This window comes from Peptoniphilus grossensis ph5, from assembly GCF_000311825.1.
Lineage (GTDB): Bacteria > Bacillota > Clostridia > Tissierellales > Peptoniphilaceae > Peptoniphilus_A > Peptoniphilus_A hominis.
This window is the reverse complement of record NZ_HE978568.1, coordinates 215,080-238,006: the sequence shown is the minus strand read 5'-3', so window position 1 is coordinate 238,006 and position 22,927 is coordinate 215,080. Positions and strand designations below refer to the sequence as shown.

25 protein-coding genes and 1 pseudogene are annotated in these 22,927 nt (G+C 32.4%); 23 read left to right on the top strand and 3 right to left on the bottom strand.

What is annotated here, in order from left to right; all coding sequences use genetic code 11:
• Positions 1-12: 12 nt before the first annotated feature.
• From HGPG_RS08365 to HGPG_RS08265, 21 genes are all read left to right on the top strand, one after another.
• The gene (locus HGPG_RS08365; RefSeq protein WP_019125628.1) at positions 13-933 is read left to right on the top strand and encodes a glycyl-radical enzyme activating protein; all 921 of its coding nucleotides are present in this window, start codon (positions 13-15) and stop codon (positions 931-933) included.
• Between the two features lie 16 nt (positions 934-949).
• Complete coding sequence (gene eutM, locus HGPG_RS08360; protein ID WP_019125627.1) at positions 950-1,228, top strand: ethanolamine utilization microcompartment protein EutM; 279 nt, start codon at positions 950-952, stop codon at positions 1,226-1,228.
• Positions 1,229-1,251: 23 nt separating this feature from the next.
• Positions 1,252-1,944, top strand: a complete 693-nt coding sequence (locus HGPG_RS08355; RefSeq protein WP_019125626.1) for a hypothetical protein — start codon at positions 1,252-1,254, stop codon at positions 1,942-1,944.
• Between the two features lie 11 nt (positions 1,945-1,955).
• Positions 1,956-3,281: an aldehyde dehydrogenase gene (locus tag HGPG_RS08350; RefSeq protein ID WP_019125625.1), complete on the top strand. Its 1,326-nt coding sequence runs from the start codon at positions 1,956-1,958 to the stop codon at positions 3,279-3,281.
• Positions 3,282-3,300: 19 nt separating this feature from the next.
• A complete protein-coding gene (locus tag HGPG_RS08345; RefSeq protein WP_019125624.1) occupies positions 3,301-4,389 on the top strand; it encodes an ethanolamine utilization protein EutH in 1,089 nt (362 codons plus the stop codon).
• A 21-nt stretch (positions 4,390-4,410) separates the two neighbouring features.
• Positions 4,411-4,665, top strand: coding sequence for a cupin domain-containing protein (locus tag HGPG_RS08340; protein WP_019125623.1), 255 nt, complete (start codon positions 4,411-4,413; stop codon positions 4,663-4,665).
• A gap of 10 nt (positions 4,666-4,675) precedes the next feature.
• Complete coding sequence (gene eutL / locus HGPG_RS08335; protein WP_019125622.1) at positions 4,676-5,329, top strand: ethanolamine utilization microcompartment protein EutL; 654 nt, start codon at positions 4,676-4,678, stop codon at positions 5,327-5,329.
• A 23-nt stretch (positions 5,330-5,352) separates the two neighbouring features.
• Complete coding sequence (eutS, locus tag HGPG_RS08330; protein WP_019125621.1) at positions 5,353-5,700, top strand: ethanolamine utilization microcompartment protein EutS; 348 nt, start codon at positions 5,353-5,355, stop codon at positions 5,698-5,700.
• On the top strand, positions 5,697-6,146 hold the full coding sequence (locus HGPG_RS10000) for a EutP/PduV family microcompartment system protein (protein WP_019125620.1): 450 nt from the start codon (positions 5,697-5,699) through the stop codon (positions 6,144-6,146). The genes eutS and HGPG_RS10000 overlap by 4 nt, the downstream gene beginning before the upstream one ends.
• A 12-nt stretch (positions 6,147-6,158) precedes the next feature.
• Positions 6,159-7,265, top strand: a complete 1,107-nt coding sequence (locus HGPG_RS08320) for a 1-propanol dehydrogenase PduQ (RefSeq protein WP_019125619.1) — start codon at positions 6,159-6,161, stop codon at positions 7,263-7,265.
• 13 nt (positions 7,266-7,278) lie between these two features.
• Positions 7,279-7,896, top strand: a complete 618-nt coding sequence (locus HGPG_RS08315; protein ID WP_019125618.1) for a hypothetical protein — start codon at positions 7,279-7,281, stop codon at positions 7,894-7,896.
• A gap of 16 nt (positions 7,897-7,912) precedes the next feature.
• A complete protein-coding gene (gene eutJ / locus HGPG_RS08310; RefSeq protein ID WP_019125617.1) occupies positions 7,913-8,761 on the top strand; it encodes an ethanolamine utilization protein EutJ in 849 nt (282 codons plus the stop codon).
• A 3-nt stretch (positions 8,762-8,764) separates the two neighbouring features.
• Positions 8,765-9,064 (top strand): BMC domain-containing protein, encoded by a 300-nt coding sequence (locus tag HGPG_RS08305; protein WP_019125616.1) that lies wholly within the window; start codon positions 8,765-8,767, stop codon positions 9,062-9,064.
• Complete coding sequence (locus HGPG_RS08300; RefSeq protein ID WP_019125615.1) at positions 9,057-9,317, top strand: EutN/CcmL family microcompartment protein; 261 nt, start codon at positions 9,057-9,059, stop codon at positions 9,315-9,317. The genes HGPG_RS08305 and HGPG_RS08300 overlap by 8 nt, the downstream gene beginning before the upstream one ends.
• A 14-nt stretch (positions 9,318-9,331) precedes the next feature.
• Positions 9,332-9,982 carry a BMC domain-containing protein gene (locus HGPG_RS10715; RefSeq protein ID WP_019125614.1) on the top strand — a complete coding sequence of 217 codons (651 nt, stop codon included), beginning with the start codon at positions 9,332-9,334 and terminating at the stop codon, positions 9,980-9,982.
• Positions 9,983-10,009: 27 nt separating this feature from the next.
• Positions 10,010-11,548, top strand: a complete 1,539-nt coding sequence (locus HGPG_RS08290; protein WP_019125613.1) for an acetaldehyde dehydrogenase (acetylating) — start codon at positions 10,010-10,012, stop codon at positions 11,546-11,548.
• 12 nt (positions 11,549-11,560) lie between these two features.
• Positions 11,561-12,226 (top strand): phosphate propanoyltransferase, encoded by a 666-nt coding sequence (locus tag HGPG_RS08285; RefSeq protein WP_019125612.1) that lies wholly within the window; start codon positions 11,561-11,563, stop codon positions 12,224-12,226.
• 11 nt (positions 12,227-12,237) lie between these two features.
• Complete coding sequence (eutM, locus tag HGPG_RS08280) at positions 12,238-12,510, top strand: ethanolamine utilization microcompartment protein EutM (RefSeq protein ID WP_019125611.1); 273 nt, start codon at positions 12,238-12,240, stop codon at positions 12,508-12,510.
• Positions 12,511-12,581: 71 nt separating this feature from the next.
• Entirely contained in the window at positions 12,582-13,883 is a 1,302-nt protein-coding gene (locus HGPG_RS08275) for an FprA family A-type flavoprotein (RefSeq protein WP_019125610.1), read from the top strand.
• A gap of 22 nt (positions 13,884-13,905) precedes the next feature.
• Entirely contained in the window at positions 13,906-15,375 is a 1,470-nt protein-coding gene (locus tag HGPG_RS08270) for an aldehyde dehydrogenase family protein (protein WP_019125609.1), read from the top strand.
• A 14-nt stretch (positions 15,376-15,389) separates the two neighbouring features.
• On the top strand, positions 15,390-16,160 hold the full coding sequence (locus HGPG_RS08265) for an SDR family NAD(P)-dependent oxidoreductase (RefSeq protein WP_019125608.1): 771 nt from the start codon (positions 15,390-15,392) through the stop codon (positions 16,158-16,160).
• 543 nt (positions 16,161-16,703) lie between these two features.
• Here HGPG_RS08265 and ypfJ read toward each other — a convergent pair.
• Positions 16,704-17,540 carry a KPN_02809 family neutral zinc metallopeptidase gene (ypfJ, locus tag HGPG_RS08260; protein ID WP_019125607.1) on the bottom strand — a complete coding sequence of 279 codons (837 nt, stop codon included), beginning with the start codon at positions 17,538-17,540 and terminating at the stop codon, positions 16,704-16,706.
• A 95-nt stretch (positions 17,541-17,635) separates the two neighbouring features.
• Here ypfJ and HGPG_RS08255 point away from each other — a divergent pair, with 95 nt between their 5' ends.
• A complete protein-coding gene (locus HGPG_RS08255; RefSeq protein WP_019125606.1) occupies positions 17,636-18,523 on the top strand; it encodes a diacylglycerol/lipid kinase family protein in 888 nt (295 codons plus the stop codon).
• Positions 18,520-19,167 (top strand): aspartate/glutamate racemase family protein, encoded by a 648-nt coding sequence (locus HGPG_RS08250; protein WP_019125605.1) that lies wholly within the window; start codon positions 18,520-18,522, stop codon positions 19,165-19,167. Before HGPG_RS08255 ends, HGPG_RS08250 begins: the two co-directional genes overlap by 4 nt.
• A gap of 280 nt (positions 19,168-19,447) precedes the next feature.
• On the opposite strand, the pseudogene HGPG_RS08245 reads toward HGPG_RS08250, so the two are convergent.
• Positions 19,448-21,338 (bottom strand): annotated as a pseudogene (locus HGPG_RS08245) (ABC-F family ATP-binding cassette domain-containing protein).
• A gap of 99 nt (positions 21,339-21,437) precedes the next feature.
• The gene (locus HGPG_RS08240) at positions 21,438-22,670 is read right to left on the bottom strand and encodes a Fic family protein (RefSeq protein ID WP_019125604.1); all 1,233 of its coding nucleotides are present in this window, start codon (positions 22,668-22,670) and stop codon (positions 21,438-21,440) included.
• Positions 22,671-22,927 lie beyond the last annotated feature (257 nt).

Genomic DNA, 22,927 nt, shown 5'->3' with positions numbered 1-22,927 from the left:
CAGGAGGTTTAGATGGTATCAATTAATTATAAAGAAACAGGAGTTGTTTTTAACATACAACGTTTTTCCATCAATGACGGGCCTGGAATAAGAACGATAGTTTTTTTAAAAGGTTGTCCGCTTTCGTGCTATTGGTGTTCAAATCCAGAATCTCAAAACAGGAAAGCGGAGGTAATGTATGATGAGTCAACTTGTATTAAATGTGGGAAGTGTGCAAAAATTTGCAAATATGACGCAATAAATAAAAACAACCCAGGTTTAGTAAATAGAGATAAATGTGTGGGGTGTGGAGATTGCGCAGATATTTGTCCAACTGGATCTCTGGTTCTTAAAGGTGAGGTTATGACTGTTGAAGAAGTCATCACAATACTAAAAAAAGATACTATTATTTATAGAGAATCTGGGGGAGGAATAACATTGTCTGGCGGAGAACCACTTGTTCAATGGAAGTTTGCAACAGAACTTCTTAAAGCATGTAAAGCTCAAGGTTGGCACACAGCAATGGAAACTACAGGATATGGCAGTGAAGATGCAGTCGAGTCTGTATTTAAATATTTGGATTTAGCTTTATTAGATTGCAAATCTACTTTTGAAGATGTCCATAAGAAATATGTGGGAACAGGATTAGATCTCATTCATAAGAATGCGAGGAGAATATCAGAAATTACCGATGTAATAATAAGAGTCCCTACTATTCCTAATGTTAATGCAAACAAAGAGGAGTTCGAAAGGATTTGTGATTATGCAAAAAGTCTAAATGATGTTGATACAATTCATATTCTTCCATATCACGTATATGGAGAAAATAAATATGGACTTTTAGACAGAGATTATAGAATGAGTGACATTGCTAAACCATTAAAAAAAGAAGATGCATCAAAATTTAAAGATATTGTTGAATCTAATGGTTTGAAATGTCAAATCGGTGGTTAAATTAAGGAGGATAATAATGAACTTAAATGCACTTGGAATGATTGAAACTAAAGGATTAGTAGCATCAATAGAAGCAGCTGATGCAATGGTTAAAGCTGCAAACGTAACTCTAATTGGTTATGAAAAAGTTGGTGGAGGACTTGTAACTGTTATGGTAAGAGGAGATGTAGGTGCAGTTAAAGCAGCTACTGACGCAGGTGCAGCTACAGCACAAAGAATTGGTGAACTTGTTTCTGTACACGTAATACCAAGACCTCACAACGAAGTAGAAAATATATTACCATCAGTAGAATAATTATCTATTAAGGGAGGAAATGTATGAATAATATAGAACTAGATAATCTTATTCGTAAGGTTATCCTAGAAATATTAGACAACAAAGAAAAAAGCAATTCCTTTCCTAAATTATATATATTTATACCAAATAAATTTGATGAATTTTCATCTGATGAGTTAATTTCGTTCTTTGAAAACTTAGAGAAAAAATATAAACTTTTATTTATTAATTATGAATATAAAAGCCAAGAGATTTCAAAGATTGCTGGGAATAATCTAGTAATCAACCGAAGTGATTTGAAAACACTTGATAAAAATGGATCTGTATTGTTTTTAGATTTATCACTAAATTTGTTGTCAAAGTGTGCACTGTTGATTCCTGATGACTACGAAAGTAAGTGGATGATCGAGGCCATAAAGAACGGAAATAAGGTTTTTATAAGAGAGAAAGAGATACTTTATACTGAAGTATCTCCTATCTCATTTAAAAACAGGATTGAAAAATACAAAGATATTTTAAAACAATATGGTATAGATTTTAACTGGAAAAACTTGACTAAAGAAAATAATAAGTTGGATTATAAATATAATAAAAATGAAAAAAAACTAATAACAGCAACAGACATTGATAAAATGCAAACAGATTCAAATATTATTATTAATAAGGGTGATATAGTAACACTACTAGCACTAGATAAGGCTGAAGAAAAGGGAATAACCTTTGATTATCAATAAGGAGAGAATCAATGAGTGAAAAAAATTATAAAACATTAACAAATGATAATGTTGTGGAAAAAGTTATTTCTCTTTCATTAGAGGCATTTCATAATTATAATGAACTTCCTATAATTGCCCGTACCGAAGTTATAAAGGCTATTAGAGCTGGATTGAAGGACAGGGCCTTAGATATAGCTAAAATGGAGCTAGAAGAAACTGGTATGGGAAAACTTCAAGATAAGGTTGAAAAAATACTACTTTCTATTATGAAAACTCCAGGAATAGAAGATTTATATACTACTACATTATCATCCGATGTTTCAAGAACAATAACTGAATACTTACCTTATGGAGTGGTATGTTCTGTTCATCCAAGCAATAATCCGTGTGCAACTTTAATTAATAATTGTATAGGGATGCTTGCCGCTGGAAATTCGATAATTAACATCCCTCACCCTAGAGCTAATGAATGTTCTAAATATGTAGGTGATTTAATTAATGACATTATATACAAAACCATAAGGATAAATAATCTTGTAGAAGTTTTGGAACAAACTAATAAATCTGTAGCGGAAGAAGTTATGAATCATCCTGATGTAGATCTAGTTGTCACTACGGGTGGAAGAGCTATGAAATCAGCCTCATTAAAGACTCCTAAAAGAGTTATTGCTGGTGGAGAAGCAAACCCAGTTTGTATCGTTGATGAAACAGCTGATATTTCAAGAGCTGTTAAATGTATAGTTGAAGGTGCTTCATTTGATAATAATATTCTTTGCATTACTGAAAAGAATATAGTTGTGGTTGATAAAATTAAAGACGAGTTTATAAACCAACTTGAACTAAATGGAGTTTACTATATAGATAGTGATAGCGAGTGTAACGTTATAAGAAATATCATTTTAAATGATGAAGAAAAAATGAATCGAAAATTTGAAGGTAAGAGTGCAAATGAAATTCTCGATGCAGCAAAGATTGATAGAAGAAGAGACTATGATTTAATAGTTATTGAGTCTAAAGAAACAAGCCCTTTGGTTACCGAAGAGCTTTTACTTCCTGTTGTTCCTTTGGTTTTTGTTTCAGATTTTGAAGAAGCACTCAATGTTGCTAATTTTATAGAACAAGGATTAAAACATACTGTGATTATTCACTCTCAAATGATTTCTAGACTAGAAAAAACGGATAAAAGACTAAGAACTTCTATTTTAGTTAAGAATGGATCAAGTTTGTCAGCGATCGGATTTAATGGAGATGATATGGCAAGTTTTACAATTGCAAACGTTACAGGAGAAGGATTAACGAGTGCAAAGGATTTTGCAAGAAAGAGGAATTGTACAATAATTGAAAGCCATATATAAAGACAAATAGGAGAGTAGTATGATTAGCAAAATTATAATGTTTATTATGGCTATATTTGCTTTAATTGCGGCAATAGATAGAGTTATCTTGAAAAATAGGCTTGGATTTGGAAGTAAATTTGACGAAGGAATGGAAGCTATGGGAGTTATGGCCACTTCAATGGTTGGTCTTATGTGTTTAGCTCCTGTTTTAGGAAAAATTTTATCTCCAATTGTATCTCCTGGATTTAGGGCTATTGGTGCTGATCCGTCAATGTTAGCTGGTTCTCTTTTAGCTATTGACATGGGTGGATATCCATTGGCTCAAGAACTTACAAACAATCCTGATATTGCAGTATTTTCAGGAGGATTATACGCAAGTATGATGGGTGTTTGTATCACATTTGCTATACCAGTAGCTTTGGGGATTATAGAAAAAGAAGATCACCCATATTTAGCAAAGGGTGTAATGTGTGGGATAATTGTTATACCAATAGCATCATTTATTGGAGGAATAATGATGGGACTTGAGGTATTAACTATTATAAAAAACCTTATACCTGCTATTGTATTATCTATCCTTTTATCAATAGGTTTAGTGGCAATACCAGAAAAACTAATGAAAGGTTTCCAAAAATTTGCTCTATTTATTACTGTTATAGTTTATTTATCCTTAGCAGTTGCAATTTTTCAAGCTTTAACAGGTGTTGAAGTAATAAAAGGAATGGCCCCAATAGGACCTCAACTAGAAACAGTTGGAATAATTGGGATTACATTAGCAGGAGCTTATCCTTTTGTTGATTTTATTACGAGAACATTTAATAAACCACTATCTAAGTTTGGTAGTGTTCTTGGCGTGAATGAAATAGCTATGGCTGGTATTATTGCATGTGTTGCTAATAGTTTGCCAATGCTTGCTATGGTTAAAGATATGGACTCAAGAGGAAAAACTATGGCAATGGCTTTTATGGTTCCAGCTGCTTTTGCATTAGGTGATCATTTGGCTTATGCTTCAGCTAATATGCCTGACTTTATAGGTGCGTTAATAGCAACTAAATTAATTGGCGGGATTTTAGCGATAATAGTAGCTATGTTTTTGACTAAGAATATGGATGCCTCAAAAAATTAAGCATTATGGGAGGTTGTTATTGTGAAAATATTAGTTAGGAAACCATGTGATGCTGAAATAAAATTTATGTCGACGCAAAAAACATGGGAAAGTGATATTTGTGAATTTGATTATACTTATGACAGTGATGAAACTGTATTGATTGATTATGGACGTGCTGAAGTTTGTTGTGATGGCGAATGGATTGAATTTAGTAAAGGTGATTTAGTTTTCTTTCCAAAATATTTAGATTGCAAGTGGAGAGTTCTAGAACCAATCAGAAAATTTGAAAGGTGAGGGTAACAATATGAAATACGATAAGATTCCGTGTGAAGTATTAAGTATGAGAATTGTGTCCAATGTTAATCCTGATATGGTAAAAAAATTAAATTTACCTGAAGGCCATACAAGCATTGGAATATTTTCAGGCGATAATGATGATGTTGGATATATAGCAATGGATGAAGCTACTAAAAAGGCAAATGTCTCTGTTGCTTATGGGGATACTATGTATTGTGGAGCTGGTCATGCTTCAAGTAAGCTTCAAGGCGAAATCATTGGAATTATTTCTGGTCCAGATCCTTCTGAAGTAAGAAGTGGTATGAAAACTATTGAAGAATTTTATGAAGATGGTCCAAGATTTATTAGTTGTAATGATGATGATTCAATTTGGTATTTTGCTCATTGTATAAGCAGAACTGGAAGTTACCTTTCTGAAATGGCAAATGTCAAAGAAGGCGAATCGCTAGCTTATTTCGTGGCTGCTCCACTTGAGTTTACTTATGCACTAGATGCAGCAATTAAAGCTGCTGATGTGGAACTAGTTAAGTTTGTAGGACCTCCTACAAATACTAACTGTGGTTTTGCTCTAGTAACAGGAACTCAATCAGCTTGTGAGGCTGCTTGTAACGCATTTGGAGACGCTGTTCTTTCAATAGCAGATGCACCTTTAAATTACTAATTATATTATAGAGGTGATTATAAATGTTAGATTCTTTTAATGAACCAAGGATTGTACAAGAGTCGGTTCCAGGAAAGCAAGTAACAGTTGCACATGTCATCTCTTCACCAGTTAAACAAATTTATGAAAATTTAGGAATTGAGGATTTTGGAGCTATAGGGATTTTAACCTTATCTCCTTTTGAGACCGCTATGATTGCTGCCGATATAGCGTCAAAAGCGGCAAATGTTGAAATAAGTTTTTTAGATAGATTTACTGGTTCAGTTGTTATTTCAGGTGATGTTGAAGCTGTAGAAGTTTCATTACAAACAGTCAATTCGAAGCTTAAAGATATTTTAGGTTATACCGTTTGTGAGGTTACAAAAACTTGAAAAGAAAAAGAATTATGCTTGTGGGACCAGAGTTTATAGGAAAAAGGTTGATTTCAAATAAATTAAACGGAGAGAATAGAGATAAGAAAACCTCAAATATCATATATAGAAAAAATACAATTGACATACCTGGTAGTTATATAGAAAGCCCATGGAGAAGAATTAACATTATTTCAACACAACAAGACGCTAATCTAATTATTTTCATATCAAACCTTTGTCAAAAGAAAAGAACTTATCCTCCTAATTTTGCGAAATCTTTTAGAATGAAAGTAATCGGGCTATCATTTGCATCTATAAAAGATCATGAAATTAATCTTAATGGTGAATTAGAAGATGCAAAAGTTGATTGTATATATAATGTTTCTATTGATAGTGAAGAAGAAATAAATGATTTCTGCGAATATATACTTGATTATTATAAACATTTATTAGAACGTGAATAAAGGAGGATGAAATTGGATTTTGAATTAAAGACTAAGATTAAAATTGGATATAATGCTTTAAAAAAAATAGACAATTATAATAAAGTTTTACTTGTATGTGATCCATTTTTATTCAAAAATGGCGCTGTTAACAATATACAAGGAATTTTATGTCCAGGGGCACAGTTAATAGTATTTGATAAGGTTCAACCAGATCCAACAACTGAAATAGTTGCTTGTTGTGTTAGATTAATGGAACAATATAGACCAGATATAATCATTGCATTTGGTGGTGGTTCGGCTATTGATACAGCTAAAGCTGTTAAGTATATTTATTATAAAGCTAATAATGAAGATATTAGGCTAGTTGCTATACCAACTACTAGTGGAACAGGTAGTGAAGTTACAGATTTTGCTGTTATTTCCGACAAACTTACTAATACAAAAAACACATTGATTGATTACTTAATGCAACCTGATATTGCTATTTTAGATTATCAATATACAAAAACTGTTCCTAAAAATGTTACCGCAAACACTGGTATGGATGTTTTAACACATGCTTTTGAAGCTTATGTTTCAACAAGTGCTACAGATTTTACAGATGCACTTTCTGAAAAAGCAGTAGAGTTAGTTTACGAATATTTACCAGCTGTTGTAAACGATGGAAGTAATGAGTTATATAGAAGTAAAATGCATAACGCATCTTGTATAGCGGGGGTTGCTTTTACAAACGCATCTTTGGGAATATGTCACAGTATGGCACATGCACTAGGAGCTCATTTCCATTTACCTCATGGGCTTGCTTGTGGGATAATTTTGCCATATGTGATCGAATATAACTCTTTCAAAACTGATGAAATAAATATTCAAGAAAGATATTTGAGATTAGCAAATGTTTTTGGAATTTCTAGTGGTTCTAATAGTATAAGAATTAATAATTTTATTAGCAAACTACAAAGATTTGAAAAGTATTTAGGTATTTGTTTCGATTTATCAAAACTTGGAATTGACAAGGATGAATTTTTAATTGCGGTGCCTAAAATGGCAAATGAGGCTTTAAAAGATAGATGTACATTAACAAACCCTGTTAAACCTAGTCTAGAGGATATAGAGGAGATTTATAAAAAACTTTTGTAAGTTGGTGATTTAAATGATTTATTTAACAGAATTTGATCTAAGAGAGCAATTTAAAAAATCTCCTTTTAATCAATTTGTCGTTAAGAAAGATGTAAAATTGACACCAGGAGCCAGACAGTTTTTAATAGATAAACGTGTAAAGATTACATCAGAAACTGTTAACAATATTAATAAGCCAAAGAATCATACAAAAGATATTGAAAACAATGATTTATCGGTAATAAAGTCTTTTGAAAGTAATGTTGTTTATGAAAATTTTCATATGCTAATCTCAAAAATTATATTTTACATATTTTTAATAAATAAAAATAATGAGGATTTAGCTAAGAATTCTTATGAAATTGTAAAAGTATTAAATGATTTTTGTGATAAAGAAGAGAATTATAAGATTGATAATGAATTAATCGAGGTTGGTATTTCTTTACCTGATTTAAAAAAACATACAAAACACCTACTAAATGATTCATTTGAAAAATTAATAGAATCTAATAAAACAGAAGGATTGAACTTAATATATTTAATTTGTATTGAAATAAAAAATTTTTTCGAAACTAATGAGAAAAATTTAGATAAGTACCAAAAATATATTATAATAAGCGTTTTTAACAATTTGAAAAGTTTTATAGATTAGCATATGGAGGTATATTTTGACATTAAATAATAATTTTTCAAGAGTAGATAAGTTCGTTGAGCAATTTGAAAGAAAAATAAAAAATCCAAAAAACAAAGGATTTAAAGAGTTATATACTGGTATAGATTTGGGTACAGCGTGTATCACGGTGTCGGTTCTTGATGAAAAGAGGAAGCCAGTAGCTGGATTTCTTAAATGGGATAATGTTGTTAGAGACGGAATGGTAGTTGACTATATTGGTGCTGTAGATTCCTTAAAAGAAATAAAAGAAAATCTTGAAAAGAGAATAGGTGCTGAACTTGTTTATGCATCTTGCGCTATTCCACCAGGAACAGAAAACTTGGATAATGGGGTAATAAAAAATGTTATTGAAAGTTCTGGATTTATTAATGCAGACACTTTTGATGAACCTACAGCCGCTAATGCACTTTTACAAATACAAAATGGTGCAATTGTTGATATTGGTGGGGGAACAACAGGAATATCTGTAATAAAAGATAGTGAGGTTGTCTATATATCTGATGAAGCAACTGGAGGTAGTCACTTTTCTTTAGTAATAGCTGGTGCTTTGAAAAAAAATTATGATGAAGCAGAGTTAATGAAAAGAGATTATAAAAATCATGATAAACTGAGACCTATAGTTAAACCCGTAATTGATAAAATATCAACAATTATTGGAGATCATATCGCTGGGAAAAATGTAGACGAAATATACCTTGTAGGCGGAAGTTGCTGTTTCAGTGGTATTGAAAAAATGATAGAAGAAAATTTAGGAATCAAAACAGTTAAACCATACAATCCTCTGTTTATAACTCCTCTAGGGATTGCACTTGGTTCTTCTATTTCAACAAAGATAGAGGGATAGATTATGATTAGATTAAAAATTATTAAATCACCTGGAGAGTCATGTAGGAATATCCTTAAAACCAGAATTAGAGAATATGATTCTCAAATGTATGGAGCAGTTGGTCTTGTTCAAGGGATGATTTATGAGATATTGTACGCTGCTGACGTGGCTGAAAAAGCTGCAAATGTAGTTGTCTACGATATTAAAGGCAATTGTCCTCAAACTTTAACAACTATTGCAGTGTTAGGGAATATTGAAGATGTAGAGACAGCTCTTAGAGCTATAAAAGAAAAGGCTAATTTGGGTGAGATAGATGATTAATGTAGAATTGACAGGTAATGTATGGGCAACAAGAAAACTTGATGTAATACAAGGCTATAAACTTATGATTGGTTCAATTATCGGTGGCATTAATGAAGGAGAAAAGATTGTTGTTGTAGATACGATCGGAGCTGGTATAGGAGATAGAGTTATTGTTGTTAGAGGGAGCTCTGCAAGAATTGCTTTAGGTGATAACAATATACCAATTGATGCCACTGTCATAGGTATCATAGATAGTGATTGTTCTATATAGAATAGGAGGTTGAAATGAATTTTGAATCTTTAGGAATGATAGAGACAAAGGGTCTTCTACCTTCAATAGAAGCAGCGGATGCTATGTTGAAAGCTGCGGATGTATATTTATTTAAAAAAGAACATGCTGGAGCAGGCCTTACAATGATTATGGTTTTAGGAAATGTAGCAGCTGTTAAAGCTTCTTTGGGCGCAGGATATACGGCAGCGGAAAGAGTGCAAGAAAAGAGTGTTAAAAACATTTGTGTAATACCTAGACCAGACGAACAAGTTATGAAGGTTTTTTCGAGAAATTTAAGGTCTAAAATACCTTACCCAAATGATGGGAGAAATTTAGAAGATCCAGATACTTGGGTTTTAGAAAACGGAAAAAAACCTGAAGGGGATTCTTCAGAAAAGCCTACAGAAGAAATAACAGAAGAATTAGATTTAGAATTTGAAAAAGAAATTGATTTAGAAGAAATCAATCTACTCGATATTGAAGTGCTTATAGATTTTTCTAAAACAAATGAGGCTGAGACAACAACAGAAAGATTAAAACAATACAGAGTAAAGGATTTGAAAGATCTTTATTTTGAAATGTCAGATGTTGCTTCTGCTGATTTAAATAAAATGAACAAGTCTGAAGTTATAGAAGGTATTGAAAACGAATTATACAGTGAATGATAGATTTTAAGAAAGGAGGGAGACATTTTGGATGATTTTAAAATAAAAGAATGTGTTGTAGAAGAAACTCTTGAGAAAGCAAGGATAGCAAAAGTAGCTGCTGATGAAATGGCTAAATTAACTAATGAGCAAATTGATAAAATTCTAAGAAACATTGTTGATGTAGTTGAAGAAAATGCTTATTTTTTAGGGCTACTAGCGCATGAAGAGACAGGCTTTGGAAATGCCCATGATAAAGCTTATAAAAACCATATGGCATCTTATCTTCTTTATCAAGAAATCAAAGATCTAAAAACAGTTGGTGTTATCAGGGAGGATTTAGAAAAGAAAATAATTGAAGTTGCTCATCCCGTTGGACTAATTATGGGAATAGTTCCTTCAACAAATCCTACTGCTACTGTTATTTATAACAGTATAATTGCTATAAAGTCAGGCAATGCAATTATCTTTTCACCACACCCAAGTGCTATCAAGAGTGGAAAGCAAGCAGCTGAATTAATTAATGAAGCAGCAGAAAAAGCTGGGGCACCTAAAAATGTAGTTTCTATTTTAGACAAGGTTAGCCTTGATGCAACTAAGGCCTTGATGGAATGTGACGATGTAAAGTTAATTATAGCTACAGGTGGACCTGGAATGGTCAAGTCGGCTTATAGTTCTGGAAAACCAGCTATTGGTGTTGGTGCAGGTAATTCTCCAGCATATATTGAAAAAACTGCCAATGTTAAAGAAGCTGTTGAAAAAATCTTCATTAGTAAAACTTTCGATTACGGTACAATTTGTGCTTCTGAACAATCTATTGTTTGTGAAGAATCAAATTTCGAAGAAGTGGTTAAGGAAGTTGAAAAAAATGGAGGATATTTCCTAAATAAGGATGAAATTGAAAAAGTTGCAAATGTAATTTTCAATCCTGGCACTCATAGTATGAATGCTAAATTTGTTGGTAGATCTGCCAAATATATTGCTGAGCATGCTGGAATAAAAGTACCTGAAGGCACTAAGGTTTTGGTAGGTCCTCAAGCAGGAGTTGGCGAGAATTATCCACTATCCTATGAAAAACTTACTTGTGTATTAGGATTTTATGTTGTTAAGGATTGGAAAGAAGCTTGTGAACTTTGCTTTAAGCTATTAGAACATGGAATGGGTCATACTCTTAGTGTTCATACTGAAAATCCAGAGATAGTTCTAAAGTTTTCTGTAAAACCAGCATCAAGAATTATCATTAATTCTGGTGGAGCTACTGGTGGAGCAGGTTTAACAACAAACTTAGGAATTGCTTTTACTTTAGGATGTGGTACTTGCGGAGGAAGCTCTGTTTCAGAAAATGTTGGGCCACAGCACTTAATTAATATAAAGAAAGTTGCTTTTGAAAGTAAAAACCCTAAAACTGTAATACAACAAGATGAGAAATTTCAAAAAGATGTAATGTCTAAGGTTACTAATCCAACATGTTGTTATAATGAGCCAAAGACTTTGAATTTTGAAAAAACAGATGAAATAAAATATAGCGATGAACAAATAGCAAATGCTATACGTCAGGCAATCTATGAAATTAAGAATAGAAAGTAGATGGTGTTTAATATGTATGAAAACACATCTAATTTATTTGAACGAGTTCAAAAAATGATTGTGGATAATGAAAATGACATTTTCTTTTCAAATAATTATGGAGAGGATGGGGTTATCCCTATAGGAATTTCAAATCACCATCTTCACCTAAGTAAAGAGGATTGTGATTTATTATTCGGTAAAGATTATGAATTAACTTCCATAAAAGACTTAAAACAACCTGGTCAATTTGCTTGTAAAGAAACGGTTAACATTTGTGGACCAAAAGGTTGTATTGAAAAAATTAGAGTATTGGGACCGTTTAGATCACAAACCCAAGTTGAACTATTATACGGAGACTGTATTAAACTAGGAATCAAACCAGAAGTAAGATTATCTGGGGATTTAAATAACACACCAGGGATTACAATTGTGGGTAAGAAAGGAGCCATCGTTTTAAAAGAAGGCGCTATAGTAGCTAAGAGGCATATCCATATGCTTCCAGATGAAGCAAAGAAATTTGGTGTGAAGAATAACGACTTGGTTTGTATTTCTTTCCAAGGAATACGAGGAAACTATTTGGATGATGTTATTATAAGAGTTTCTGAAAAATCAAGTTTAGAATGTCATATTGATGTAGAGGAGGCAAATGCCATGGGTATACAACCTTCTACATATATAAAAATTATTAAAAAATAAGGAGGAAATTTATGTTAGACGCACTAGGAATGGTTGAAACTAAAGGATTAGTAGGATCTATTGAAGCAGCAGATGCAATGGTTAAAGCCGCAAATGTAACCTTAATTGGTAAAGAAGAAATTGGCGGAGGACTTGTAACAGTTCTTGTTAGAGGCGATGTAGGTGCAGTCAAAGCTGCTACAGACGCAGGTGCTACAGCAGCTCAAAGAGTTGGGGAATTAATCTCTGTACACGTAATACCAAGACCACATGAAGAGGTAGAAAAAATATTACCAACTAAATAAATTATATCTTTAACAATATGATAAGTTTTTTAAACTTATCATATTGTTTAAAAAAAAGGAAGAGTGGTTTTATGAACATTTTAAAATCTAGAAAAATTTCTAATAATGTATTTTACATAGGAGCAAATGACAGAGATTTATCTATTTTTGAAGGAATGATAAAAATCCCAAATAAGGTGGCTTATAACTCCTATATTATTAAAGGTGAGAAAAATATATGTGTTGATTTGACAAAAGATACAGTATTTGGTGATTTCATTTCAAAAATCTATGATGTTATAGGTAATAGTAGCATTGATTATTTGATAATCAATCATATAGAACCAGATCATTCGAGTGGAATTAAAAACTTTATTAGTGTTTATCCAGATGTAAAAATTATATGCAATAAAAAGACAAAAGATTTATTAAAAAGTTATTATAATATTTATGAAAATATAATTGAGATTGAAGACGGTGAGTGCATAAATTTAGGGGACAAGGAATTTTCCTTTCATTTAACACCTATGGTTCACTGGCCTGAATCGATGGTTTGTTATTATAAAAATGAATCAATATTATTTTCTCAAGATATTTTTGGAAGTTTTGGTGCTCTCAATGGAGCTGTCTTTGATGATGAAGTAGAATACGAAGAAGATTATCTTAGGGATACACAAAAATATTATATAAATATTGTTGGAAAATATTCTTCTCATGCAATTAATGCTCTCGGGAAACTAAAGGATTTAGATATAAAAATTATATGCCCTACTCATGGTGTTGTGTGGAGAAAAAACATAAGTAAAATATTAGAAGTTTATAAAGATTTAGCACAACAAAAAACTATAGATGGTATGTTAATTGTTTATGGATCAATGTATGGTAATACTAAGACTATGGCTGAAATAATTGCCAGAGGAGCAGCAGAAAATGGATTAAAACGCATTAAGATGTGTGATGTATCAAATGAAGATGTTACTAACATCGTTGCTGACGCCTGGTTGTATAAGGGTATTGTTTTGGGAGCTCCTACTTATGATAATGACATATTTCCACCTATGGCAAATTTATTAGAATATCTTAAGCATCAAAATATGAAGAATAATTATTGGGCTTTTTTTAGCAATTATTCTTGGAAAAATAAAGCAAAAGAGGTATTTAATAAATTTGGTTTAGACAATAATTTAAATGTTATTGATGATTCTATAGAAGTTCGTGGTTATCCAGATCAAAATATACAAGATTGTTTGTATGATTTGGGGAAAAATATGGCATCAAATATTTTAAGTTGTAGTGGTGTATCATGCGTGAATTCAAATAATTATGGTAATGATGGTTTGGGATTAGATATTAGTTATGATGTAATAAAAAAATTATTACACAAAGATAGCTAATGAGATAATGGGAGACGTTGTTATGATTTTACAAACTAATCTAAAAATGTTTATAAATGGAGAATTTATTGATTCTAAAGATTGTCAGTGGAAGAATGTTTATAATCCTGCTACGGGTGAGATAATTACAAAAATTCCAGAAGCTACTGAAGAAGATGTTCAATATGCTGTAAGTTCTGCTAGAAAAGCTTTTGAAGAGTTTGAAAAATCAACGTTAGAATATAGATCAGAATTACTATATAAAATAGCATTAATTATTGAAAATAATAAAGAATTATTCGCTTATACAGAAACTATAGATACAGGAAAGCCTATAAGAGAAACATTAAATATTGATATAATTAAGGCAATATCACATTTAAAATACTTTGCTTCAGCTATTAGGACACTAGAAGGCGGTTCTAGTTTTGTTGATAAAAACTTATTAAGTATAAACTTGTATGAGCCATATGGTGTTGTGGCAGAAATAATTCCATGGAATTTTCCATTACTTATAGCAATTTGGAAAATTGCTCCAGCTATAGCGGCGGGCAATACAATAGTATTAAAACCTTCAAGCAGTACCCCCGTTTCAATTATATTATTGATGGATTTAATTAAAGATTTAGTACCTAAGGGTGTTATAAATGTTGTTACTGGATCAGGCGGAAAATGTGGAAATTATTTAAAAGAAAATGATGATATAGATAAGATTTCATTTACAGGATCAACTAGCATTGGTAGAGACTTGTATGTTTCAGCTGCTAGTAAAATAATTCCAGCATCATTAGAATTAGGTGGAAAAAGTGCTAATATATTCTTTTCTGATTGCAATGTAGATTTAGCTACTGAGGGAGCTAAATTAGGAATTTTATTAAACCAAGGGCAAACTTGCGCTGCTGGCTCTAGGATATTTATACAAAAAGATTTCTATGATTTATTTGTTCAAAAACTTATTGATGTATTTAAGCGTACAAATGTAGGTGATCCTCTGGATTATAAAACAGAAATGGGTTCGCTTATTTCAAGTAAACACTTAGACGAAGTGCTTGAAACAATAAATAAATCTTTAAATAGTGGAGCCAAATTATTAACGGGAGGAAAAAAAATTTCAACAGGAATCTTAAAAAATGGAAATTTTTTAGAACCCACATTAATTGAAGCTGATAATAATATGGAAATTTCTCAAACGGAAATATTTGGCCCAGTGGCTGTAGTTATACCTTTTGATAATGAAAAAGATGTAATAAGAATGGCTAATGACTCTAACTATGGACTTGCAGGAGGAGTTTTTACCAAGGATATTAATAAGGCTTTTAATGTAGTATCCAATATAAAAACAGGTAGAATGTGGATTAATACATATAATCAATTTCCAGCTGGAGCTATGTTTGGCGGTTATAAAGAGTCAGGTATTGGAAAAGAGATGCATAAAAGAACAATTTTAGAGTATTCTCAAGAAAAAAACATTCTTTTAAATCTTAATGAGAATCCAACAAATTGGTATTTATAAAAAGGAGGTATATAATGCCTTTTTCTGTAAAAAATAAAAATGTAATTGTAACAGGTGGAAGCAAGGGGATAGGTTATTCTATTGTTAAAGTGTTTGCCGAAAATGGAGCTAATGTAGTTTTTTCTGGTAGAGATGAAAAAAGAGGTATTGATGCAGAAAAAAGCTTAAATAATTATAATGGCAAAGTTAAATTTATTAAAGCTGATGTTACCAATGTTACTCAAACTGAAAATTTGTTTGAACTTACTTATAAGTTCTTAGGGCAAATAGATATTGTTGTATTAAACGCAGGTTATTTTCCAGAAATAAGAATAAATGATATGAATTTAGATGATTGGAAAGAAATTATAGATATTAATTTAAACGGTATCTTTATAAACACAAAAGTGTCTTTAAATTATCTTAATAGAGGTGGCAAGATTGTTGTTATTTCTTCTATAACAGGAAATAGAGTTGGAAACCCTGGATTGGCTCATTATAGTGCCGCCAAGAGTGGAGTGAATGGTTTTATCAGAACGGCGGCTTTAGAATTCTCCACATTGGGAATAAATATAAATGCCGTAGAGCCAGGAAATATTTTAACTCCTGGAATGAGAGATGTGTTAGGAGCAGAATATATAAAGAATCAAGAGTCAATAATTCCATTCAATAAACTCGGAGATCCTGAAGATATTGCTTATGCTACTATATTTTTAGCTTCAGATGAGGCTAAATATATAACAGGCCAAAGTATAGTTGTCGACGGAGGTCAAACTCTACCTGAGTCAGCTTTTTGTATTCATTGAAAATATGATGAATATTTTTAAATTTAGGACAATATAAAATTGGTGATTACGAACGCGAAAAGGTAAAAGTTCCTGAATGTTAATGTATATCCAATGATTAAATTACCTTTTAAATAATATTCGAGTTTTGTTATAAGAATATTTATTTAAGTTTGTTCAAAGCATTGAACCTTGAATAAGTATAGCAATTTTTAATCAGTTGAAATGGAAGAAATAAAAGGCCGATTATATATGATAAAATTCTGCTAATTATAAATAAAGTTGTATTTGTAATAACAAAAAAGAGAAAAAATTTAATAAACTGCTTTTAAAATCAAAATATAGAAATGTTAAGATCCTGGATTAACCCCTGGGATCTTTTTATATAAACGGTAACATTATATTCCATCCAGAGCTCACAAGCAGGAGCGTGATGAGGTTTTAGCATGAAACACATAAAAATATTCCATTAATTTAAAATCAAAATTAAAAAGAAGGATGTTTGGAGCGAAATAAGGGTATTTGAGGTATGTCACATAATAAACCTTTTTGCCTTCTTAAATTTTATAAATTTTTCGCAGAAAAAGTATCCCAGGCTGAAAGGTCGCCTGTCTCGTAGCCCTTTTTGTACCAGCGAGTTCTCTCTTCGCTGGAGCCATGAGTGAAGGACTCTGGTCTCACATAGCCCTGAGCTTTTTTCTGCAAGGTGTCGTCACCAATGGACCAGGCAGCTGATATTGCCTCGTCAATGTCTCCTGGATCCAGATAGCCCTTGTCCTCTTGATATCTCGCTACAACACCTGCAAGATAGTCTGCTTGCAGTTCTAGTCTAACTGTAAGCGCATTTCTCTCCTCTTCAGAAAGTTTTCCCATAAGCTCTTGGTACTGGTCCATAATTCCCGTCACCTCTTGGACATGGTGACCAACCTCGTGGCTAATTACATAGGACAAGATAAAGTCGCCCTCATCTGCACCAAAGTCTTTTATGAGTGAATCGTAAAAGGAGAGGTCCATGTATATTGCCTCATCTCTTGAGCAATAAAAAGGTCCCATGCCTGCACTGGCAAGGCCGCAGCCAGACTTTACTTGACCCTTAAAGATCTTTAGCTGAGGCTCCCTATAATTTACGCCTTCATTTTTTAATATTTCATGCCAAGCGTCCTCTGTATCTGCAAGAACTACAGCTGAATAATCGTATAAATCTTGCTCCTTTTGTGAAAGTTCATAATTTTGTGTACTCGTAGGTGCTGTGCCACCAAAGCCAGAGCGAATTGCGTCCATTGGATTTCCCGTTAGTAAAAAAACTATTAGTGCCACTAGAAGTCCACCGCCACCAAGGGCTACTCCGCCGCCTCTACTTCTTGATACATTTGAACTTTGTCTTCGTCCTCTCCATTTCATAAGATCCCTCCTTTTTTTCTTTTACCCCAAAAGCCATGAAAGAACTCTATTGGAATAATTTTTACCATATAATATAATTATTATAAGTGGTGAATATGAAAAAGCTTTTTATAATAAGTTCTAAGTCTGGCAGGTCCTATGACGAGACCCTTGCAAGAGAACTTTTAAAATATTTTGATGAAGATGAAATAAAAATCACAGAGAAAGCCGGAGACACAGTGAAATTTGCCCAGGACTTTAGGGACAGGGGCGGCGAAATTTTATACATAAAAGGTGGCGACGGCGCCCTATCTGAAGTTGCCTCTGTCCTTTGCGGAAGTGAAACTGCTCTTGGACTCATACCCGGAGGCACAGGCAACGACTTTTCCAAAAATTTTTCTTACCATAATTTTAAGTTAGAAAATATTTTTGATTATGAAATTGCCCCCATTGATTTAATTGAAGTTAACGGAAAAACCTGCATCAATGTCACAAGTCTTGGCTTTGACACCAATGTTTTGAAGTATGCCTATGACATAATGAAGAGAAAAAAGCTTGGAGGCAGGCTGGGATATTTTTATGGCGTAGTAAAATCTGTAATGAATTTGGAAAATGTAGACTTAAAAATTTCCTGTCTTGACGAAAAAAATGAAGAAGTAAATTTATCTGGCTCTTTTTTAATTTCTGCCCTCTGCAACGGGTCCTACTATGGCAATGGTTTTAAGCCTGCCCCAAGGGCAAAAATTGACGATGGGCTTTTAAATTTAATTTTGGCAGAGAAGATGAGTCCCCTTAGGATAGCAAGCTTATTTACTTCCTACAGGAGGGGAGACCACCTTGGGAAAAGTGGCGTGAGAGAAATTTTAACTAGGTCAGGGAAAATTTCATCAGAGAGAGAATTTTTATATAACATTGACGGAGAAATTTATTCTGCAAAAGAAATTAAATACAGAATTTTGGAGAAAAAATTAAAATGGATTTATTTTAAAGGAGTGAAAAAATGAAAGTAGGAGTATTCGCAGGAACTTATGTGGACACAAAAATGGGAGTGGACCTTTTAAAGAAAAAGGGATTTGAGCCACTGAGCTTCCCAATTTCCAAGAACCCAAAGGACCAATCCGCCCTTCAATATTATTCAAGGGAAGAGCTTACAAATATTGTTGAAGAAAAAATAAGGGAGGCAAAAAAAGAGGGAGCTGAAAAAATTTTTATCTACTGCAATTCCCTTTCTGCTTCTATAGATGTGGAGGGCTTAACCCACCGTCAGGACATCGAAATCATTACTCCCTTGGACTTTTATAGAAATCTTGACTCTTCCTATGAAGACATAGTAATCCTCTCAGCAAATTCAAAATCAGCCCATGGCATAGATAAAATTTTGTCAGAAAAAACTTTTAGAAACACAATTGCAATAGGGATCCTTGCCCTAGTAGAAGAAATCGAAAAGAAAACTTCCCCTGAAGAAATTGTCTATAAGCTTGGACTAAGAGAGCTCTTTAACTTTTTTAACAAGATGGAAAGAAGGCCTAGAGCCATAATTTTAGGCTGCACTCACTTTCCTTACATGAAGGAAGAATTTGAAAAACTTACAGAAATTGAAATTTTAGACCCTGCAGAGGACATGATAAAAAGATTAAATAATAAATAAGATAAAAGAGCTGTTTTTAGGCAGCTCTTTTTGATTTTATACACAAAAGTTGATAACTTTTGGCAAATTGTGGATAAGATTGTATATTTTTTGTAAAAATCCAGTTAATAATTGGAAAATATAGACATTTTTTATGTTTAATGATAATTTTTTCAAAATGTGCATGAATTGTGCACTATTTTTCAAGACAGGTGTTTATTAACCTGTGGATAATGTGCATAAGATTGGGGATAAAGTAGTCATCGCAAAAAGTCCTGTGGAAAAAAATTTTTGAAATCTTTTAATTCTCTTCCAATTCCATCCAAGCTTCATAGAGGTCTTCTAAAGTGTTTGCAAGGCTTTGACGCTCTATTGATAAATCATTTGCTAGTTGATAATCGCTGTAAGTCTCTTGGTCTTGCAGTTTGTCATCGATTGTGGATAACTTTTCTTCCATGTCCGCAATTTCTTTTTCAAGCTTTTCTTTTTCTTTGCGAAGGGCTCTATTTTTTTTGCGGACTTCTCTCTCTTCACGCTTTTCTTTGGCAATTTCTGTCTTGGACTTGTAGTCATCATTAAGGCTTTCAGTTTCAGTGGTCTTTTCTAGGTAATAATCGTAATTGCCCAAGAAGACATTTATGCTATCTTCCTTCATTTCAAAAATTTTGTCCACAGTCTTGTTTAAAAAATATCTATCGTGGGAAATGGAAAGAACGGTGCCCTCATATTTTAAGAGGGCGTCTTCAAGGATTTCCTTTGAGTCAATGTCCAAGTGGTTAGTTGGCTCGTCAAGGACAAGGAAGTTTGCACCCTTTAACATAATTTTTAGAAGGGATAGTCTTCCACGCTCGCCGCCTGAAAGTTCATCTACAGTTTTAAAAAATGTCGTCGCCCACAAAGAGGAACTCTGCCAAATATTTTCTGATTTGAAAATGTTCAAGCTTTGGAAATTCGTCCCAGATCTCGTCCATGACAGTCTTATTTAAATTTAAGTTGTCAAGCTCTTGGTAGAAGAAGGCTATGTCCACATTAGACCCAATTTTAACCTCGCCAGAGCTTGGACTAAGCTCTCCTGCAATAATTTTAAAGAGGGTGGACTTGCCAACGCCATTGGGGCCAATTAAGCCGATTTTATCCTGCTTGTAGACAAAGGCATTTAAGTCGTGAAAAACTAAGTGGTCGCCAAAGGATTTTGAAAGGTCCTTTATCTCCAAGACATCTCTGCCTGAAGTTTTATTGGTTGCAAAGGAAAGATTTGTCTTTTTATTAGACGCAGGCATTTCAATTTTTTGCATCTTGTCCAGCATCTTCTTCCTGCTCTTGCCCTGCTTGATAAACCTGTCGCGACCAAGATTCATGTATCTCTTTATAATTTCTTCCTGCCTCTTTATTTCCTTTTGCTGGTCTTCATACTGCCTCTTAAGGACTTCAAAATCTTTTTTTCTCTGTCTCATGTAGTTGTCGTAGTTGCCAGCATAAGTTTTAGTCTCCCCATTTTCCAGGAGGACAATTTTTGAAACAATATTATTTAAAAAATATCTATCGTGGCTGATAATAATAATTGCCTTGTCCACATCTTTCAAATACTTTTCCAGCCAAGAGATAGCATCAATGTCCAAGTGATTGGTAGGCTCGTCAAGGAGAAGCAGGTCTGCATCTTCAAGTAGGAGCATGGCAAGAGCCACTCGTGACTTTTGCCCGCCAGAAAGGGTTTTAATGTCCTTGTCAAAATCATCTTCTGTGAAGCCAAGACCAATTAAGGTTCCCCTGATCCTTGAGTGAAAGGAGTAGCCCTCCCTCTTGTGAAACTCGTCTTGCATCCTTTGATACTTATTCAGTTCCTCTTCCAAATTGTCTGGATTTTCAGCAATAATATGCTCTTGGGCCCTCAAATTTTTCTCAAGCTCAATTAAATCAGAAAAAATAGAAAGGCAATTGTCATAAATGCTGCCTTCTTGATGAAGATTTAGCTGTTGCTCTAAGTAGCCGATTTTTAAATCTTTTTTTCTAAAAATTTCCCCAGCATCGTAGGAGAGATTTTCTGTAATTATATTAAAAAGAGTGGACTTGCCACTGCCGTTAATTCCAATAAGGCCAATTTTGTCGCGGTCTTCCACTATTAAATTTCCATCTCTAATAGTTTCCTCGTCTATGTAGGATTTTTTAATATTCGTTAAACTAAGTATTGGCATAATGACCTCCTAACTACATTTTAACAAATAATGAATCTCATTGAAAGACAGAGACTTTCTTAAGTTCAATAAAAAAGACCTGCACAGCAAGTCTTTATTTTATAAATTTTCTATAAAATTTTTATCTAAAGTATAAATTAAAGGTCTTTCTTTTATAGCCTTTATGAAACCATCTTTTTCAAGTTCCTTTAATTCTCTAATTTTTTTGTTTTTGTTTTTAAAATCCTCAGTATATTCAAATATGTCATCTCGTGTGAGACCGCTATTGTTGTCAAAATAATAATTTTGACATAGTAAAAATAGGATAGATTTTTTTAGTTCGGTGTTCAAATTTGAACTTTTAGCTTCAATGCACTTTCTAGCAAGCTTTAAATTTTCTATTTTATTAGTCAAATTAAAGATAATATCCTCTTGACCAGCTATTAAAATTTTTAAAAATTCGTCTACAAAGTAATTTACTTCGCCCTTATTTATTTTTGAATTAGTTATATCAAAGCTTTTGTAATAGGAAATTTTGTTAATCCAGCATCCACGAGCAAGAGACATGGAAGTTAAATAAGAATACTTGCTCCTAAGAAAGATGCTTGAAATAAATCTATTTACACGTCCATTGCCATCGTAAAAGGGATGAATGTATCCAAAATAATAGTGAGCGATAGCAACTCTTATGAGTAAATCTAAATCGGTATTTAAAAGAAAATTTAGAAGATTTGACATTGATTCTTCTATTTTGTTTTCTCCTGAAATCCCTTGATGTATTATCTCACCATTTACAGAATTTTTCTTTTGAACATATACTGGATCCAGTCTAAAAAATTTCCCATCAGGTTGGTCTTTTTTTTCAATTTCTCCCTTAGTTATCTCGTCATAAATTTTCCGAACATCCTTTAAATCTGATGGAACTTTCAAAGAATTATCATTTAAAAGTAAGAGATAGGATTTAATCATGCTAGTGAGTCTTAATTTTTTAGGGTCCTTTGAATTTAAAATATTTCTTGTAGTTTCGATTATTTCTTTTTTCTCAGATTTTACGCCTTCAAGATCATTAGAGCTTTTTAATTCACTAGAAATAATTTCCAATAAATTTGCACTTTTAGCAATTATTGGAAGTTCATCATTTAATTTTTCCAAAATATTATTGTTTTGATTTACCATGTCTATTAGATTTGAAGTTTCTCTATTGAAGACATAATAAAGCTGAAAGGACAAATTTTCCCTATAAGGTTTTATAGATAAATTAGTTTTTAAAGTCTCACTAAAATCTATTCTCGATTTATAAATTTTTTCATATTCATTTTTATTCTTGTAGTATAAAGTGTATAAATAATCCATAAATCCTCCAATAAAATCAAAAAAATATTAAATTTCCTTTATTTCAATCAATTATAACAAAATAAAATCAAAAAAACAGCAAATTTTGATTTTATTTTGTGTCTTCTAACAAATAAAATCAAAAAAAGGCAAAATTTTGATTTTATTATGAAACTTTCAAAGAGAAAAATCAAAAAACGAGAGAATTTTAATTTTATCTTCCAAACTTTTCATGAAAAAATTAAAAAATCACAAAAATTTAAATTCACAAAAAAACC

Bases quoted from the DNA above. Each gene is read 5' to 3' on its own strand.
- HGPG_RS08365 (WP_019125628.1), top strand. From the start codon at position 13: ATGGTATCAATTAATTATAAAGAAACAGGAGTTGTTTTTAACATACAA.
- eutM (WP_019125627.1), top strand. From the start codon at position 950: ATGAACTTAAATGCACTTGGAATGATTGAAACTAAAGGATTAGTAGCA.
- HGPG_RS08355 (WP_019125626.1), top strand. From the start codon at position 1,252: ATGAATAATATAGAACTAGATAATCTTATTCGTAAGGTTATCCTAGAA.
- HGPG_RS08350 (WP_019125625.1), top strand. From the start codon at position 1,956: ATGAGTGAAAAAAATTATAAAACATTAACAAATGATAATGTTGTGGAA.
- HGPG_RS08345 (WP_019125624.1), top strand. From the start codon at position 3,301: ATGATTAGCAAAATTATAATGTTTATTATGGCTATATTTGCTTTAATT.
- eutL (WP_019125622.1), top strand. From the start codon at position 4,676: ATGAAATACGATAAGATTCCGTGTGAAGTATTAAGTATGAGAATTGTG.
- eutS (WP_019125621.1), top strand. From the start codon at position 5,353: ATGTTAGATTCTTTTAATGAACCAAGGATTGTACAAGAGTCGGTTCCA.
- HGPG_RS08315 (WP_019125618.1), top strand. From the start codon at position 7,279: ATGATTTATTTAACAGAATTTGATCTAAGAGAGCAATTTAAAAAATCT.
- HGPG_RS08305 (WP_019125616.1), top strand. From the start codon at position 8,765: ATGATTAGATTAAAAATTATTAAATCACCTGGAGAGTCATGTAGGAAT.
- HGPG_RS08300 (WP_019125615.1), top strand. From the start codon at position 9,057: ATGATTAATGTAGAATTGACAGGTAATGTATGGGCAACAAGAAAACTT.
- HGPG_RS10715 (WP_019125614.1), top strand. From the start codon at position 9,332: ATGAATTTTGAATCTTTAGGAATGATAGAGACAAAGGGTCTTCTACCT.
- HGPG_RS08285 (WP_019125612.1), top strand. From the start codon at position 11,561: ATGTATGAAAACACATCTAATTTATTTGAACGAGTTCAAAAAATGATT.
- eutM (WP_019125611.1), top strand. From the start codon at position 12,238: ATGTTAGACGCACTAGGAATGGTTGAAACTAAAGGATTAGTAGGATCT.
- HGPG_RS08275 (WP_019125610.1), top strand. From the start codon at position 12,582: ATGAACATTTTAAAATCTAGAAAAATTTCTAATAATGTATTTTACATA.
- HGPG_RS08270 (WP_019125609.1), top strand. From the start codon at position 13,906: ATGATTTTACAAACTAATCTAAAAATGTTTATAAATGGAGAATTTATT.
- HGPG_RS08265 (WP_019125608.1), top strand. From the start codon at position 15,390: ATGCCTTTTTCTGTAAAAAATAAAAATGTAATTGTAACAGGTGGAAGC.
- ypfJ (WP_019125607.1), bottom strand. From the start codon at position 17,540: ATGAAATGGAGAGGACGAAGACAAAGTTCAAATGTATCAAGAAGTAGA.
- HGPG_RS08255 (WP_019125606.1), top strand. From the start codon at position 17,636: ATGAAAAAGCTTTTTATAATAAGTTCTAAGTCTGGCAGGTCCTATGAC.
- HGPG_RS08250 (WP_019125605.1), top strand. From the start codon at position 18,520: ATGAAAGTAGGAGTATTCGCAGGAACTTATGTGGACACAAAAATGGGA.
- HGPG_RS08240 (WP_019125604.1), bottom strand. From the start codon at position 22,670: ATGGATTATTTATACACTTTATACTACAAGAATAAAAATGAATATGAA.